Annotated in this window: 10 protein-coding genes; 6 read left to right on the top strand and 4 right to left on the bottom strand. The window is 44.7% G+C overall.

Annotated features, from left to right (window positions below):
* Positions 1 to 29: 29 nt before the first annotated feature.
* Positions 30 to 1742: a xanthine dehydrogenase small subunit gene (locus AC5JPY_RS00285; protein ID WP_493851695.1), complete on the bottom strand. Its 1713-nt coding sequence runs from the start codon at positions 1740 to 1742 to the stop codon at positions 30 to 32.
* 903 nt (positions 1743 to 2645) lie between these two features.
* A complete protein-coding gene (locus tag AC5JPY_RS00280; RefSeq protein ID WP_443524159.1) occupies positions 2646 to 3257 on the bottom strand; it encodes a flavodoxin family protein in 612 nt (203 codons plus the stop codon).
* Positions 3258 to 3983: 726 nt separating this feature from the next.
* On the opposite strand from AC5JPY_RS00280, the gene AC5JPY_RS00275 reads away from it, so the two are divergent.
* A complete protein-coding gene (locus AC5JPY_RS00275; RefSeq protein ID WP_493851694.1) occupies positions 3984 to 5240 on the top strand; it encodes a YeeE/YedE family protein in 1257 nt (418 codons plus the stop codon).
* 105 nt (positions 5241 to 5345) lie between these two features.
* On the opposite strand, the gene AC5JPY_RS00270 is transcribed toward AC5JPY_RS00275, so the two are convergent.
* Both AC5JPY_RS00270 and AC5JPY_RS00265 read right to left on the bottom strand, forming a co-directional pair.
* Positions 5346 to 6242, bottom strand: a complete 897-nt coding sequence (locus AC5JPY_RS00270) for a purine nucleoside phosphorylase YfiH/LACC1 family protein (RefSeq protein WP_493851693.1) — start codon at positions 6240 to 6242, stop codon at positions 5346 to 5348.
* A gap of 125 nt (positions 6243 to 6367) precedes the next feature.
* Positions 6368 to 7441 carry an RluA family pseudouridine synthase gene (locus AC5JPY_RS00265; RefSeq protein ID WP_443524825.1) on the bottom strand — a complete coding sequence of 358 codons (1074 nt, stop codon included), beginning with the start codon at positions 7439 to 7441 and terminating at the stop codon, positions 6368 to 6370.
* An 869-nt stretch (positions 7442 to 8310) separates the two neighbouring features.
* Between AC5JPY_RS00265 and AC5JPY_RS00260 the strand changes: the two genes are divergently transcribed.
* From AC5JPY_RS00260 to AC5JPY_RS00240, 5 genes are all read left to right on the top strand, one after another.
* Positions 8311 to 9519, top strand: a complete 1209-nt coding sequence (locus AC5JPY_RS00260; RefSeq protein WP_493851692.1) for an outer membrane protein assembly factor BamD — start codon at positions 8311 to 8313, stop codon at positions 9517 to 9519.
* A 138-nt stretch (positions 9520 to 9657) separates the two neighbouring features.
* Positions 9658 to 11868, top strand: a complete 2211-nt coding sequence (locus AC5JPY_RS00255) for a DNA primase (protein WP_493851691.1) — start codon at positions 9658 to 9660, stop codon at positions 11866 to 11868.
* 545 nt (positions 11869 to 12413) lie between these two features.
* A complete protein-coding gene (gene rpoD / locus AC5JPY_RS00250; protein WP_493851690.1) occupies positions 12414 to 14336 on the top strand; it encodes an RNA polymerase sigma factor RpoD in 1923 nt (640 codons plus the stop codon).
* A 190-nt stretch (positions 14337 to 14526) separates the two neighbouring features.
* A complete protein-coding gene (locus tag AC5JPY_RS00245; RefSeq protein ID WP_493851689.1) occupies positions 14527 to 15486 on the top strand; it encodes a bestrophin family protein in 960 nt (319 codons plus the stop codon).
* Positions 15487 to 15914: 428 nt separating this feature from the next.
* A complete protein-coding gene (locus AC5JPY_RS00240; RefSeq protein WP_134292530.1) occupies positions 15915 to 16298 on the top strand; it encodes a YbeD family protein in 384 nt (127 codons plus the stop codon).
* Positions 16299 to 16573 lie beyond the last annotated feature (275 nt).

The raw sequence follows: 16573 nt of genomic DNA, 5'->3' as shown, positions 1-16573 counted from the left end.
CTGTTTTTGATTTTTGACAATGATGACGATTAGGCACTCTCAGTCTGCATAGCTGCTGCCAACTGCTTACCGCACTTCACCAATAGACGCTGTACCACATGCATGCGGTATTCACGGCTGGCTCTGACATCAGTCATTGGTGTCACATCAGCAGATAAGCGTTGGGCTGCCTTCTCAAAACTTGCCACTTCAGTAGCTTGTCCCATAAGTGCTTGCTGGCACTTGGTCGCTAACAATGGTATCGCTGCCATACCACCAAGGCCTAGCTTAGCACTCTCAATGATTGCACCATCTGCTGACACATCCAGTCGCGCCGCAAGCAAGCACGCTGAGATATCATCTTCGTAGCGCTTGCTAATCTTATGAATAAATAAGTGCTGATTGTCTTGTAGCAAAGGAATATGAATAGCGACGACGTAGCTGCCTGCTTGCAGCTTAGTCTTTTTATAATCTAAGAAAAATTCTGATAACGGTAGGATTTCATCCATATGAGACGAGCCGCTTGACGCTTCAGTATTAGTCGCACAGTGACGCAAATGAATAGAAGCGTCCAATGCTAAGAGAATCGGCGGCAGATCACCAATCGGCGACGCGTTGGCTATATTACCCCCAATGGTGCCCATATTACGAATTTGTGGAGAGGCAATACGCTCAAACACTTGCGCAAAGGTTGGGAAGTGTTGCTCAAGCACAGGCAGCATCTGTTGATAGCTCATGCCAGCACCTAGCACTAGTGACTGAGCTACCAGCTGTTCGCTATTTGACTTATTACTGTTTGAGTCAGATTTTGAATCAGGTTTTGCGTCAAGTAGCGACCATGACTTTAGTGCCTCAACGCCTGAGAGCTGAATAATGACGTCATGATCGATTAGATGCTGGGTTACGCTGAGCCCTAAATCCGTACCACCTGCCCAAATCGTTGCCTGCGGATTGGCTGCCAATACTTGATTAAGCTCATCTACTGTTTTAGGCATATACAACTGTCGCCCAGCATCAGTCAATGCAGCTTCAATATTTTGAGACGCTGTAGTATCTGGTTCGACTTCAGTTAAGGCAGTATGAGAGGCTGCTGATTGTTTTGTACTACTCATGGCATCTGTCGCCAAACTGACCGTCAGATCTTTCACCGCTGACTGCTCTACCTGTCTTTGCTGACCGATATCACCCATCAGTAGACCCGCTTCAATAATCGGACGATAACCTGTACAGCGACATAGGTTGCCAGATATCGACGCGACGACCTCATCATAGCTTAGTGGCTTGGCATCACTTTGTTCACATTCATTCTGATTGGTTTGCAAACGCTTGTTTTCGTAGACACAAGCCAGCGACATCACAAACCCAGGGGTACAAAAACCACACTGCGATCCATGACACTCGACCATTGCTTGCTGGGCAGGATGCAACAAGGCACGATCAGGGTGATGCTCAGGATTGTCTGCTAAGTAAGCCGCTGTCATTACATGATGACCATCCATGAGCGAGACTAGCGTGATACAGGCATTGATAGTATAGAACGGCGACGTAATGCTTTCATTACCGCCGTTTTCGACATCAGACGACTGCTGGTTGGTTGTGGGTAGACGCTGAACCATCACCGTACAGGCACCGCAGTCACCACTACCGCAGCCTTCTTTTGTGTCCATTTGGCCTTCATACAATCGTAGATACTCAAGCACCGTCGTATTGGGGTTAAGCTGGGTTAGCTCTTGGATTTTTCCATTGAGATAAAAACTAATCATAGCAAGGCTCGGCTAAAATAATGAAGATAAAAATAAGGGATTTGACGGCTCAAACACTCAGCTTAAGCGCTCGACTTGTATCGTACTGCAACTGTTCTCGTATCACTCATGGGTGCTACAGACTTTAATTTATTGACTGCTCTGTGGCACACTTGCAAGATACCAATACATTGACGACAGTACACTTTTATAGTAAATAAACGGATAAAAAATATCAGCAATTTCGCTAGAAGTTTAGAAACTAATGCTAGAGATATAATTTTAAAGATATAAGATACCTGACTATTTGGTCAGCTTTCAACATATTATCACTATTCTTATTTACAATACAACCCATTAGGATGCCTACCAATACTACCGAATAGTTGATATATAGACAGATGCTCAATGGCTCTGATTGATATGTGTAGTAGCAAATATACTGCCACTATGCATTCGTTTTAGCCATATAGGCAACAGACCGAGTAGAGTGATCAATAAAGCAGGTTGCCATTGAATAAATAATCCTTTGAAAAACAAGGTCAAACACATATATCTTGTCTAAACTTTTATAGCTGGCTGGTTTTTATATATAATAGCTAAAATACATCCAACATTTTGCTGCCATTATTTATGATAATCGGTAGTAGAAAAATATCACTGGTCAACACTGCCCTCGAGATACGATCATGAAGTCATTTAGCTTTATTTATTTGTTGGTAGTGACGATAATGCTGACAGGGTGTCAGGCATTTCAGTTTGTTGACAGCCCCATCCCTGTGACTGCTGCCCCTACTACTACGCTAATTGCTCAATAGAGACTCGGTACAAAAACTCTCTCCAAGATAAATTTGGCATAAAAAAAAGCAGACATTATAAGGTGTCTGCTTTTTTCTTCTACTAGTCTGTTAGCTATCCGCTCGTCTAGCTTTTAGTATCAGTTGGTTGGTGCTTGATAATAGTCTTTGCCAAATGATCACCGAACCAAATAGCGGTGTCGATATCCCCTTTTCCTGGTGTCTCTTCAGGTGGACCATCAAGCGACTGCGTCATCAAACCCAAAAAGCTAGATAAACGGTTTAAGTCATGTGACTCATGACCTGTCGGCATCAGGGGCAGACCGATCCAGTTCATGCCATGCTGCATCGCATATAACGAAATTTGCTGTAGTACAGCAAGCTTATCACCGCTCAAACCGCCCGAGTTGGCAAAGGCTGCGGCCCACTTGCCTTCCCACTTACGGTTGTACCAGCGCTTTGAAGTCTCATCCATAAAGGTCTTAAATTCAGCGGTCACGCTACCCATATATACTGCACTACCGAAAACCAGCAAATCTGCCTGATCTAAATAGTCCCAATCAATATCATAAATATCGACTGCCCTTGCTTGAGCTTGCGGCAATTGCTGATGCGCACCTTCTACGATCGCTTCAGCGACACGCTTGGTATGACCATAATTACTATGAAAAATAACAGCGATTGATACGTTGGGCGTGCTATCAGTAGATGTTTCAGACGATTTAACAGGTGTATTCATACATACTCTAATAATAAATAATTGGTTGGATAATAAAGATTGTAAAATATCGGCTACTTAGCGATGGTCAGTAGCTTGTGACATCGCTTTGATTGGTAAAGGCGTCATCATTATCACTGATAAGCAATCAAGTGCTGACAGGCGACTCTAAGCAATTGATTACTAAATCAACCACTTTCATGGACAAAAGCGTCGATGACAACATTTCTAAATGGTAAAATCTCTAAATGACAAAGCTTCCACATGACCTGTATACGTCAGCGTACACGTATCATCATATATGCGATGAACTTCATTGAATTCAAGCCTATTGTATCAGACGTATTTTTATTTTTGAGTTATTTGTTAGATTCTAACCTATCAAACTATTAGGCTACGCGGTTTACCAAACGAGGCGCTATGCACGATCAATACAGCCTAGAGTCTTACCTTAAATAGACGTAATGGCCTTCATACGCTGATAACCCTTATGTTTATTAACTACATAGACGACTATCAACCTCGAACAATATCAGCAATTGACTGCTATATTCCAAATAATTATATGCTAATTCAAATTATTCTACTCGCTTCAGGTTTACATTACGCCCAATAGGATTAAGATGTAGCGCTTCTCTTAATTTGACCGTATGACCACTTTCAGCTCTGTAGACCTACATACATATAAAACAGAAACTCTCATAAAAACGATATCTGATAAAACTGTCGGATAAGGAAGCTATTACCTTGACTACTACTCTCGTTCAACCTGTAAACGATACAAAAGACCCCATTGTCAGAGACGATCTTGCTCTGAATGCCCCGCAAAAACCCTTGATCATAGGGGGCGGTATCGTAGGATTAATGGTGCTTGTGTATCTACTGGCCACCCAGCATATCTCTCAATCATTGCTACTTGGCATTGGCTTGTTGCTTGGCTACACCCTCTTTCATGCACGCTTTGGCTTTACCTCTGCTTTTAGACGCATCATGGCGGTAGGCAATGGTCAGGCGATGCGCTCACACATGCTGATGCTAGCGGTTGCCGTTACTTTGTTTGCGCCCATACTTGCTTATGGTACGACGCTATTCGGTGGACCTGTGGCGGGTTATGTCGCGCCATTAGGTGTCAGTCTGATCGTCGGTGCATTCGTGTTTGGTATCGGCATGCAGCTTGGTGGAGGCTGTGCCTCTGGTACGCTCTACGCGGTAGGCGGCGGCCGTTCAGTGATGTTTATTACCTTTATCTTCTTCATCGTAGGCGCGACGATTGGCGCTTATCATCTGCCATTTTGGACAGAGGAGATGCCCGCAGCTGCGCCTTTTTCTTTGGCAACCTCCACAGGTCTCGGTTATACAGGGGCATGGCTCTTGTCTCTTGCGATATTCGGTATCATCGCGTGGGTGACCCTGATTGTTGAGAAAAAGAGAAACGCACCAAAGATGGCGCCCGTACCCTCTGAGTCTGGCTGGAGAAGGATCTTTCGCGGTTCTTGGCCACTGTTTGCTGCCGCTATCGTATTGGCTCTACTCAACGGACTGACACTGCTCACGCGTGGTCAACCGTGGGGGATCACCTCTGCCTTTACATTATGGGGTTCTAAAATTGCAAGCGGCTTTGGTATGGATGTCGCCAGCTGGGGCTACTGGCAGGGTGCTAATGCAGCAGCTCTAGAAGCTTCTATCTTTGCAGATTCGACCACGGTACTAAATATCGGTATCATCGTCGGTGCATTTATCGCTTCTGCAGCGGGCGGCTTGTTCAAATTTACTAAGATTACTACAGGTAATTTTGCAGCGTCTGTCATTGGCGGGTTGATGATGGGATATGGCGCACGTTTAGCATTCGGCTGCAACATTGGCGCTTATTTTGGCGGTATCGCTTCTTTTAGTTTGCATGGCTATATCTGGGGCATACTCGCAATGGCAGGTACGTTTTTAGCACTCTATTTACGCCCTGTATTTGGCTTATCTGTGCCAAAATCTAGCGATTCTGTTTGTTAATGCAGATCTTATATTAATACAAATTTAGTTCTTAAATAAAAAAACAGCAGATTATTCTGCTGTTTTTTTATTGCGTGCTGTGCGGTGTATATATCTAGAGCGCTTCTAACGACGCACGATGACCAGTGCCATCCGACCCGTTGCCGGCTGCTGCATGTGTGTCTGACGACGGTAAGAATAATAGTGAGTATTTGCGTAACTACAATCAACTGGCAAATCATTCATAATGGTAGCGCCAGCCGCTTCTAACTGCATGGCAGCAAGCTTCGGTAAATCCAGCTTGACCTTGTCATCGATAGATGGGATAGAAAACAGCATCGCAAAATTATTGATATGTTCCTGTGATAATGTCTGATGCTCTATGCACCCAGCCAATAGCTTATCTCGAACGTCTGTATTTACTTCGTAGTTAGCCTGACTGATACAGACCCCTACCCAAGCCTGTATAGCCCCTGAATCGGTAAAGCGCTTTACCGTCTCTTGAATGACGCCGCATGCCAGCCCTTGCCAGCCTGCATGGATCGCCGCTATTTTGCCACTGGTAGGCTGGTATAAGACAAGCGGCACACAGTCTGCCGTCATTATTGCTAGTCCGCGCCCACGTTGTTGGCTGACCATTGCATCAGCAGCCAATGGCGTCATACTCAATGTTGTCATATCAATATCGTGGATTTGCTGTCCATGGACTTGACTGACCCAATGTATACTATTGATCCTGCCATACTGCCCATCTAGTGATGACTCACTTGCCAGCTGCTCATTGATAGCAGCCAATAAACTCATACGGTTGCCCAATACTTTTGCCGCATCATCATTGACATGAAGACCTAGATTCAGCTCACCATAATTTGACTGACCCTCATACCCCGTACGCTGGTTTCTGGTAACAGAGTCATCCCTATCATCATACGCAAACGCAGCCGTCTGAAAAACAGCCACTTCGTCCATTTGCGCAAGCATTGTCATTGGGAAGTTATTTGTTGTCGGAAGCTTGTTTATCATGACTGCTCTACCCCTTTATCCACCGATTACCTCATGATGAGGTTGGTTGTATCACTGCCGTAGACTAGATAGGTGTCATACCTGTGTACAGCAATGACTCAACAGTAGCATTGTTTCAGCAGGTTTTACTCTTCATCATAACCATCGCTTAATACGGCTATTAGTTTTTGCATGTCTTCTGGCAGCGGCGTAGTAACTTCGATGTCTTCACCAGTCGCTGGATGAACAAAACCTAAAGTATAAGCATGCAGTGCTTGGCGCGGGAAATTATTAATGGCTTGACGCTGTGCTTCGGACAATCCTGCACGCAATTGACGACGTCCACCATAAACACGGTCTCCTACTAGCGGATAAGTCACATGACTCAAATGCACACGAATCTGATGGGTACGACCCGTCTCAAGCCCCACATCTAGCAGGCAGTAGTTGTCATTAAGGGGCGTCACTTTCAGCAAATGCGTCACCGCTTCACGGCCTGCTGTCATAACTGTCATTTTGGTACGCTGCGTACGATGGCGTCCAATCGGTGCATCAATACGGCGATGACGCAGCAAACTTGCTTGGTCACCTGCTACCACACACTTATAGTGACGATAGACAGATTTATCTTTTAGCTGCTCCATGAGTGCCATTTGAGCAGGTTTGGTCTTACCAATAAGCAGCAGCCCAGAGGTGTCCTTGTCAATACGGTGTACCAGACCAGCACGCGGTAGATGGTGCTGCTGCGGATAATGGTATAGCAAGGCATTGACTAAAGTGCCAGTTTGATTGCCTGCCCCAGGATGGACCACCATGCCGACAGGCTTATCGATCACCAGTACCTCATCATCTTCGTAGACCACATTGATATCAATATCTTCTGGCTGATCTTCGCTATGCTGCTGCAGCGTCGTTGATAGATGTAGCACATCATCTGCTTTTACACGGACCTTTGGCTTTTGCACTTTGCCGTTATATAGCAAACTGCCGTCAGTTATCCAGCCTTGTAACTGCACACGCGAAAAGTCTGAAAATACTTGCGAGGCGACTTTATCAATGCGCAAACCAGACTCTTCTTCTGTGACGATGTGTGTCATATCTACGACTACTGGCACCGCTTGACCTGCTACTGGCGCTTCATCATCGTCGCTATCATCTATATCATCTGCATCGCCATCATCAATGCCATGCTCTTCAACACCATCATCGTCGATGAGCATATCGTCGTTATCCAGTATTTCATCATGTGCTTCATCAATCATTGTCTGATTATCAGGTAGCTCTTCATTATTTAAAACGTTATTTGGCATTGGTGGCTCTTGTGCTGATGAATCAGTCTTTGACGATTGATTCTGTGATAAATGGGTAGTCATGGCGTTATTGTTCATAGCGAATTTATACATATCAAGACCCTTAACAGATAGTGATAAGGCAGCCTTAAAAAAAGTAATAAAAAAAATTATAAAAAGTTGGCGTTTTTTGACCTTTAGCTGCCGAACAAAAGCAATCAGGACTCAAAAAATCGAAAACAATATCGCCATAGTGTACCATGTCACGCGCCCAAGCCCTATAAAAGTGGCTGGTATCTATCGATTTTGAGCGTTTAACATTTACCCCTTAGCTCTCTGGAACATAACATTGCTGTAATTTACTGTATATTTGTTCCAGCCAGTGATATTCGATATCGCTCGTGATAGCCGCTCATGTTAAACTGCTTGTAAAATACCTATGGCGAAAAAATAGACGAAGCTGACGTTATTCTATAAAGTGTAGCCATGTTTTGCTGTATGCTATGCCACTATATTTGAATGCTTTGTATTTGAATGACCTGTTGACATGCCGTATTTGAGTGCCGTTGTATTCTATCGACAACGTTTGCTCTCTATACCGTTTGACTGTGATAAAACACGCATGCGCGGCTGAACATTTATAAATTTTTCATAGCTTAATCAGTTCTATCAGTAAAACACGTCATAACAAAAACTGCATTCGATAAAAACCTTATTATTCGTGAATTGTTTTTATCACTAACCTTTTATATAGCATGATAGCGCTGCTGCTATTATGCGTCTTGTGTCGGAGAAGAAGTATGCAAGCTGTTGGCAATACGTTTATCAAGCTGTCCTCAATAACCTTACTTGCGCTTAGCGTCAATCTAGTGGGTTGCCAAACTTTCAAAAACCTAACGGGTGCCAAAGACGTCGATGCGGTAGAAACTGCAGAAAAATCAGAGCAAGGTTATTATAGCGATGCCGTTGCTCAGATTGATAAAGGTCGTTATCTTCAAGGTATTGAAGAGTTGACCAATTTGCGTACTTTTTACCCAACTGGTCAATATGCTGAGCAAGCATTGCTCGACATGATGTACGCACAGTATGAAGCTGATAAATACGAGATGGCAGCGGCAAGTGCTGAGCAGTTTATCCGTTTATATCCGTCTAACCCGCAAGTCAGCTATGCTTACTATGTACGCGGCGTTGCCAATATGGAAGGCTCATCTGAGAGCTTAAAGCTATTTAAACTCAACCAAGCAGAGCGTGATACTGCGTATTTGCGTATTGCTTTTGCCAACTTCCAAGAGCTTATTAACAAGTATCCAAACAGCCCTTACGCACCAGATGCCGCTCAGCGTATGACCTTCATCTACAATCAATTTGCTCAAAGCGAGATGAGCGCAGCCAACTGGTATATTGAGCGTGAAGCTTATGTGGCCGCTGTCAACCGTGCCAAATGGGTGTTCCAGTACTACCCACTTAGCGAATCGATTCCAGATGCCCTAGCCGTCTTAGCCTATAGCCACGACAAGCTTGGTCTAACAGATTTGGCAGACGAGTACAAAACCCTCTTGCAAATCAACTATCCAGACATGTTGACCAGCAACGGCAGTGTGAAGCTAAGCACCAAACGTGATCGCTCTTGGCTCAATAAAGTGACTTTTGGTAAGCTTGGTCGCTCAAACACAACTGACAACTCAGTGGCAACTGGCGAATATAATGGCGCGACTAAAACTCAGATGATTCGCAATGCCAATCAGCTCAGACTACCAAGTGATAATGGCATAAGCGCTGCTCGTGCAACCACTGCCAACACTACGACGGCCTCAGGCAACAACGGCATCAATGTAGGTCTAGGTCTGCCAGAAGCATCAGCTGAACGCGTGACCAGTCAATCAAGCACTGGCTCTACGGCGAGAGAAGCCAACGTTGATCCACAAAACATCAACCCAACACGCCGCACCACCCTAGATGGTAACAGCAATAGCATACTACTGACCCCATCAGATATGGACGACGAATAATCACGTGCAGTGACTGGGTTAAGTCGACACCGTCTGTATGATTAATAATAAGGCCAACACTATGTTGGCCTTATTTTTCTAGTGGTATGCTATTCGCTATGCCCCAATATAATTGACCTATGGTAAACTGTTTTTTGTATGAGCATCCCTAACCATATTCTTGAACAATTAAATAGCCAAGCTGACCTGATCAGCATTATTGGTCGACATACCACGCTCAAACGTGCTGGTAGTGAATATAAAGGCTGTTGCCCCTTTCATGGTGAAAAATCACCCTCATTTTATGTCAATCCACAAAAAAACATCTACCACTGTTTTGGCTGTAGTGTTGGTGGCAATGCCATCAGTTTTTTGCGTGATTATGAGAGCTTGACCTTCATTGAGGCGGTCAATGAGCTGTCCAAACAAACAGGCATTGAGGTACCAAAAGAAGAACAACAAAACGTCAGCTACCAGCGCCGCGCACCCAAACCTGTGACTCCGCCGCAGGAACAAAACCGTTCTAGCGCAGCCGTAGGTCAAGCTGTCAATCGAAGCCATCCAAATGCTAGCGACTCAAGCAAGAGCAATATAAAGCAAGCCCATTCAGATCATAGTCACGCAGATCAGAGCCATGCAAATCATAGCCATGTAGATAACCGCGACCAAAGCTACATGGATCAGCCCAGTTATCCAGATGCTCAGGGCTACGATAATTTCCCGCCGATAGATGCTTACGATTCAGTGCCATACGCAGCGGACTCATATCCGTCCGATTATTCACAGGATGATGGCTACCCGCCAGCATGGCTGACGGATACCGATGCAGGCATAGCTAGTATTGAGACGACTGACCAAGATGGCAACCTATACGAGCTGCTAGAGCAAATTCAACAGTTTTATCAGCATAACCTAACCACTCACCCTCATGCCAAGCAGTACTTTTTGTCTCGTGGACTCACTGAAGAGACTTTTGAGACTTTTGGTTTAGGCTATGCGCCATTTGGGTGGCAACATCTTGAGCACCAGTTTCCACAAGATATTGAAGGACTCAAAGCCTTGGGACTAGTGCGCCAGTCGGAATCTGGTCGCGACTATGATCTGCTGCGCGATCGGGTGATTTTCCCTATACGTGATAATCAAGGTCGTACCATTGGTTTTGGTGGTCGCGCGCTCGATGACGAGGTCAAGCCCAAATATATCAATTCCTCAGACTCGCCTGTCTTTCATAAGCAGCACGTACTCTATGGCTATTACGAATCGCGTCAGCAGCGTGCCAACGACTGGCTGGTTGTCGAAGGCTATATGGATGTTATCGCGCTTTACCAAGCTGGTATCTATGGTGCTGTCGCGTCAATGGGTACGGCCATCAATGAAAGCCAGATATCACGTTTATTGACTCTAAACCCAACGCTTACCTTGAGCTTTGATGGCGATAGTGCCGGACAAAAAGCCGCTTGGCGTACGCTTGAGGTTGCTCTGCCTGTATTGGCCGATGACAAGGAGCTACGGTTTTTGACCCTGCCTAACAATCATGATCCTGATACGTTTATCAAAAGTCAGGGCAGCGATGCCATGCGTGAGCAAATCGCTAATGCCATGCCGCTATCACAGTATATTTTTGCGTATTTGAGTGAGCGCTATGACATGAGTCTGGCTGAAGGCAAAGCCAAACTCATGTCGCAAGTACGCTCGTTGACCACCGCCTTACCTAAAGGCAGTAGCTTTCGCTATTTGCTCAACAATGATGTGTATCAAAAGCTGGGCGGCAAGCGCAGTCAAAATGTCGAGGCCAAAGATGCATTGTTAGATTTTGATGGTGACATGACCATCAGTCAGCAACTGCAGCTTTGTTTTTTGTTTCAGCCGCGCGCGTTAGTCGATGATCCTATTGAGTCAATATGGCAACAGTCTGGTCTTACAAGACTAAAACTGCCAGCCCACATACAAAAAAAGGCCGCGAGCGATGCATTGCGCGCTATCGCATGGGAAGACTTGCAAGATGCTGCGCTATTGAATGTCGTCACGACCATCAAGCGTTGTATCACGCACTTACCAACAGACGCCAACGCAGCGGCACACTTTGTATTATCCAACCTTGATCATACCAATCAAGTGACATTGAGCGGTAGTTGGGGCGGGTTTTATAGAGCGCTAACCGCAAGGAACGTCCTCAGTCTTGATGATTTGATTGAAGAGCTAGTAAGCTCACTACTTGAACGTAATATAAAGAAAAAAATGCAAGAGCTGATAAAAAACCCTGATCATATCAAACAAGCAATCGTACGTATGCAAGCCCAGCATTTGAGTAATTGGCTGCGCGCGCAACATGCCGAACGCTCATCACAGATGGTCACTGTCCAGTCTTAATGCTCAATTTCAAATGTCGACCCTTTAAAAGTTTAGTTACTGCCCCCACTACTAATGATTATACCCAGTAGCATGAGCAGCTCCTATATCATTCAACTGATAATAAATAATCAGTAAAAGTGGCTAGTAGCTATCACTAGCTCGTGCTTGAGAGCTGCGGTCTGTGTTAAACTGTGTCGCTGTATATTGACAGCACTGCTTGGTAAATGATTGCGAGCATGCATCGTTAAGCACAAATTTTAGGTATTATTTTTACGTATCCGCTTTTAGATACTATTTTTAAGTACTGTATTTTGAGTACTATATTCTTTTAGGTACTGTATTGAAGTTTTTTAGCTTTTCTAATTTTTAGCTGTTTTTTAGCATAGTTATTTTTTTAGCATTGTTATTGTAGTGTTTTGAGCCTTTATTCATATCAACTCATTTTTGATATTATTGACAACCTCTACGCCATATTTTGATCAATCGACTGATAAGATCAACGCAAAGAGCGAGCGATAGCGCGTCACAATATAAAAATGTCCGATGCAAGTAAGCGAGTATTTATGAACGATAAGTCAGTTTCTAAGTCCACATCTCAACTGGCCACCTTAATCCAAATGGGCAAAGAGCAAGGGTATCTTACCTACGCTGAGGTGAATGACCAGCTGCCCGACTCTATTACCGAAAGCGATCAGATCGAAGATATTGTGCAGATGCTAACCGATGTTGGTATCAAAATCTTTGAGTCTGCTCCTGATGCCGATGACATCTTGATGAATGATGATTCAAGTGACGATGACATGGCAGCAGATGAAGCAGCAGCGGTACTCGCCTCTGTTGAGACCGAGCCTGGCCGTACCACTGACCCTGTCCGTATGTATATGCGTGAGATGGGTACCGTTGATCTACTGACCCGTGAGGGCGAGATCTCTATTGCTAAACGTATCGAAGAAGGTATTCGTGACGTGCAGCATGCCATGTCTTACTGGCCGGGTACCGTACAGTTCGTCCTTGATGAATATCAAAAAGTACAAGACGGCGAAAAAAAGCTGTCTGATGTCATCACTGGCTTCTTAGACCCTGAAACCGAAGAAGACAAAATCGCTGCTCAAGAAGCAAAAGAAGCGGCGAAAGAAGAGCGTGAGCGCATCAAAGAAGAAAAAGAAAACCCACCAGTTATCAAAGCCAAGGTCAATGCCAAATCCGAAGCCCTTGATGATGAAGACGAAGATGAAGACGACGTTGAAGAAGAAGCTGAAGAAGAAACCAGCGGTCTTGATCCAGAAGAAGTACGTCTACGTCTAGAAGAGATCGAGCATCTATTCATCAAAGCCAAGCAAGCCTTGCTAGATTATGGTCGTGGTAGCGTGCAGGCAGATACTGCGTATGCCCTACTTGCTGAACGCTTCATGATGTTGAAGCTAAACAACCGTCTGTCAGATCAAGTCATGGCAATTATGCATGATGTCTATGATGATGTGCGTAAGCAAGAGCGCCAGATCATGCGTCTGGTGATTCGCCGTGGTCGTATGCCGCGCGAAGAGTTCCGCAAGACTTTCCCAAGCAATGAAACCAACGTTGATTGGCTCATTGAGCGTATCAAAGGTAAGCCTGCATTTGCTGGTACGCTAGAAAAAGTCACTGATGACGTCATCTTATTACAACGTCGTATCCGTGACTACGAGCAACAGCTCGACATGAAAATCCATGACATGAAAGATGTGGCACGCCGTATGGCAGTTGGTGAAGCAAAAGCTCGCCGTGCTAAGAAAGAGATGGTCGAAGCCAACCTACGTCTGGTTATCTCTATTGCGAAAAAATACACAAACCGTGGTCTGCAGTTCTTGGATCTGATCCAAGAAGGTAACATCGGTCTGATGAAAGCCGTTGATAAGTTTGAATATCGTCGCGGTTATAAGTTCTCAACCTATGCTACGTGGTGGATTCGTCAGGCAATCACCCGTTCTATTGCTGACCAAGCGCGTACCATTCGTATTCCGGTACATATGATTGAGACCATCAATAAGATCAATCGTGTCTCACGTCAGCTGCTACAGGAAATGGGACGTGAACCAACGCCTGAGGAATTAGGCGAACGTCTAGAGATGGACGAAGTCAAAGTCCGTAAGGTGCTCAAGATCGCTAAAGAGCCTATTTCTATGGAGACGCCTATCGGTGATGATGAAGATTCACACCTAGGTGACTTCATCGAAGATGGTACGATCTCAAGCCCTGTCGACGATGCGACGTCTGCTGGACTACAAGAAGCCACTCGTGATGTACTCGGCAACTTAACTGAACGTGAAGCGCGCGTGCTCAAGATGCGTTTCGGTATCGATATGCCAACGGATCATACGTTAGAAGAAGTCGGTAAGCAGTTCGACGTCACGCGTGAGCGTATTCGTCAGATTGAGGCAAAAGCACTACGTAAACTGCGTCATCCATCGCGCTCTGAGCATCTGCGTTCGTTCTTAGAGAACGACTAATACTCAAGCCAGCGACACAAAAAAGCCGAGTTTATCTCGGCTTTTTTGTGTTTAACGAATCAACTACAGCGTTATCAACTGCTCACACAGGTTGCTACATTTTAGGCTGACCTGTGGCTATTGAAGTCAATATTGATGTTGATGCTAATGCTGTTAGTGTGACCACAAAACCCACCGCTAGGACGCCGATATGATTGTCCGCCAAACCCCAAACGCACTCAAAATATTTTTTACCCTGCGCGGCTCTATTGTTCCCAAGATCTATCCGCAGATTTTACTGACCACTTTACTTAGCACGCTGATAACGGTTATCCAGCACTGGTACCCTAACTCGTTCCCTTATTATGGTACGGCGACCTTTACCTTGATAGGTATTGCACTATCGTTGTTCCTTGGATTTCGGAACAATGCCAGCTATCAACGTTGGTGGGAAGCGCGAACACTATGGGGTCAGCTGGTCTACGATTCTCGTAGCTTAGCGCGCCAAGTGCTGTCCTTTATAGATGAGGACAATACAACTGCCATAGAGGATGGCAAGGATAGCAACGAGACTGCACGCAATACTCAGCGAACGATGATATATCTGACCATTGCTTTTGCCCATGCTGTGCGCCACAGGCTACGTGGGTCGTCACCTTGGGAGGATATCGAGCCTTTTGTCGCAGCGATCCATCATGATGGTATGCATCAAGCAAAAAATGTGCCTGACTATATAATGCGCTTAATGGGTAAGCAGCTTGGCGATATTCGGCGTCAAGGAATGGTATCAGAGCAAGTCATACAGAACATGGATGAGCGCCTGACCTCGATGACAATTGTACTGGCAGCTTGCGAGCGTATTCACAACACCCCGCTGCCATTTGCTTATATGCTACTGGTACATCGCACGACCTATCTGTATTGCATTATGTTGCCCTTTGGGTTGGTGGCCTCACTCGGTTGGGCGACCCCGTTGATTTGTGCAGTGATTGCTTATACCTTTTTTGGTTTGGATGCGCTTAGTGAAGAGTTAGAAGAGCCTTTTGGCTTTGCCGCGAACCAACTACCTTTGACTGCCTTGTCACGCACTATCGAGATTAACCTGCGAGAGGCATTGGGAGAGACGGATATCCCGCCTGATATCACTCCCATCAACGGCTATTTGCAGTAGTTTTTATCAATAGCTATTGATGGCTATTAATAAAAGCCATTTGGCTTATTACCTAGCTTCAAAACAGACTAAATACAGACTTCTCTTGAATAATTGCCCATAGACCACTATAAACAGTGCATATATTTTCTACCTAATATAGCCATTCCACTATAAAAGTAGACAGCGTTGACCTCACTTGAAGTATCACACATACATCTACACTCGGTTGCCTTGTACTACTTTTAAATTGAATCGACTATAGCTTGACTGATTCAAATGCCATTTACGACCATACTGAGCCTGTCTCAGATTTTTGCGTTATGATTTTGGCATGACTCAAGCAGATGTCTGACTCACTGTATGTCTATAGCGGTGATTTTTTCATTATTTACTACTAGTTACTGATTAACTTTTTCTTATTTCCCTATACAAGCGAGGCTCATATCATGAGTGATGATTCAAACGACAATAATTCAAATAACCCAACCAGCAATCAGCCATCAGTGAAAGTCACTGATCTGACGCCAAATAAAGGCGTTCTAAAAGGCAAAAAAACGGATATCCAAAATCCAGAGCTTTGGGATTTTCCAATGAACTACCCATTAAGTATCATTGGTCATGAAGGCGAGCATGAGAGCTTACTCAATGAGATAAAGCTCATCTTGGGTAGTCAGTTCCCTGATTTTGATCTGGCGTCTATCGAAGTTAAGCCATCAAAGACAGGTCGTTTTCACTCAGCACGGGTCAATCTATACCTAACGGCTGCTGAGCAAGTCAACGCGCTTTATGCGGCACTTGATAATGCAAAAACGGTTCGTATTGTTTTATAAGTGGCATAAAAAACTTTAACGCCTTTTTAGTCCAAATCGTCACTCGCTAGTAATAAGATACGGGTGGCGATTTTTTGTGGTTTGATGTACAATCTGCGCCCGCATTATTGTCGTCATGACTGCCTTTTTCAGTCAACAATAACCGAGAGAATGAAAAGCGAAACGTCACGATATTTTTACAAAAAATTTATTATTGACCGCATTCGCGTCTAACCCTTATCCCATCGTCCTTTGCCAAAATTTAGACTGCCTACAACCTTGTAGCAACATAGTTT

The organism is Psychrobacter sp. H27, from assembly GCF_059072655.1.
This window is presented reverse-complemented; position numbering and strand designations above follow the sequence as displayed.

Coding starts and splice junctions, on each gene's coding strand:
- AC5JPY_RS00265 (WP_443524825.1), bottom strand. CDS start 7,441: ATGCTCATCGACGATGATGGTGTTGAAGAGCATGGCATTGATGATGGC.
- AC5JPY_RS00240 (WP_134292530.1), top strand. CDS start 15,915: ATGAGTGATGATTCAAACGACAATAATTCAAATAACCCAACCAGCAAT.
- AC5JPY_RS00245 (WP_493851689.1), top strand. CDS start 14,527: ATGATTGTCCGCCAAACCCCAAACGCACTCAAAATATTTTTTACCCTG.
- AC5JPY_RS00280 (WP_443524159.1), bottom strand. CDS start 3,257: ATGAATACACCTGTTAAATCGTCTGAAACATCTACTGATAGCACGCCC.
- AC5JPY_RS00255 (WP_493851691.1), top strand. CDS start 9,658: ATGAGCATCCCTAACCATATTCTTGAACAATTAAATAGCCAAGCTGAC.
- rpoD (WP_493851690.1), top strand. CDS start 12,414: ATGAACGATAAGTCAGTTTCTAAGTCCACATCTCAACTGGCCACCTTA.
- AC5JPY_RS00260 (WP_493851692.1), top strand. CDS start 8,311: ATGCAAGCTGTTGGCAATACGTTTATCAAGCTGTCCTCAATAACCTTA.
- AC5JPY_RS00270 (WP_493851693.1), bottom strand. CDS start 6,242: ATGATAAACAAGCTTCCGACAACAAATAACTTCCCAATGACAATGCTT.
- AC5JPY_RS00285 (WP_493851695.1), bottom strand. CDS start 1,742: ATGATTAGTTTTTATCTCAATGGAAAAATCCAAGAGCTAACCCAGCTT.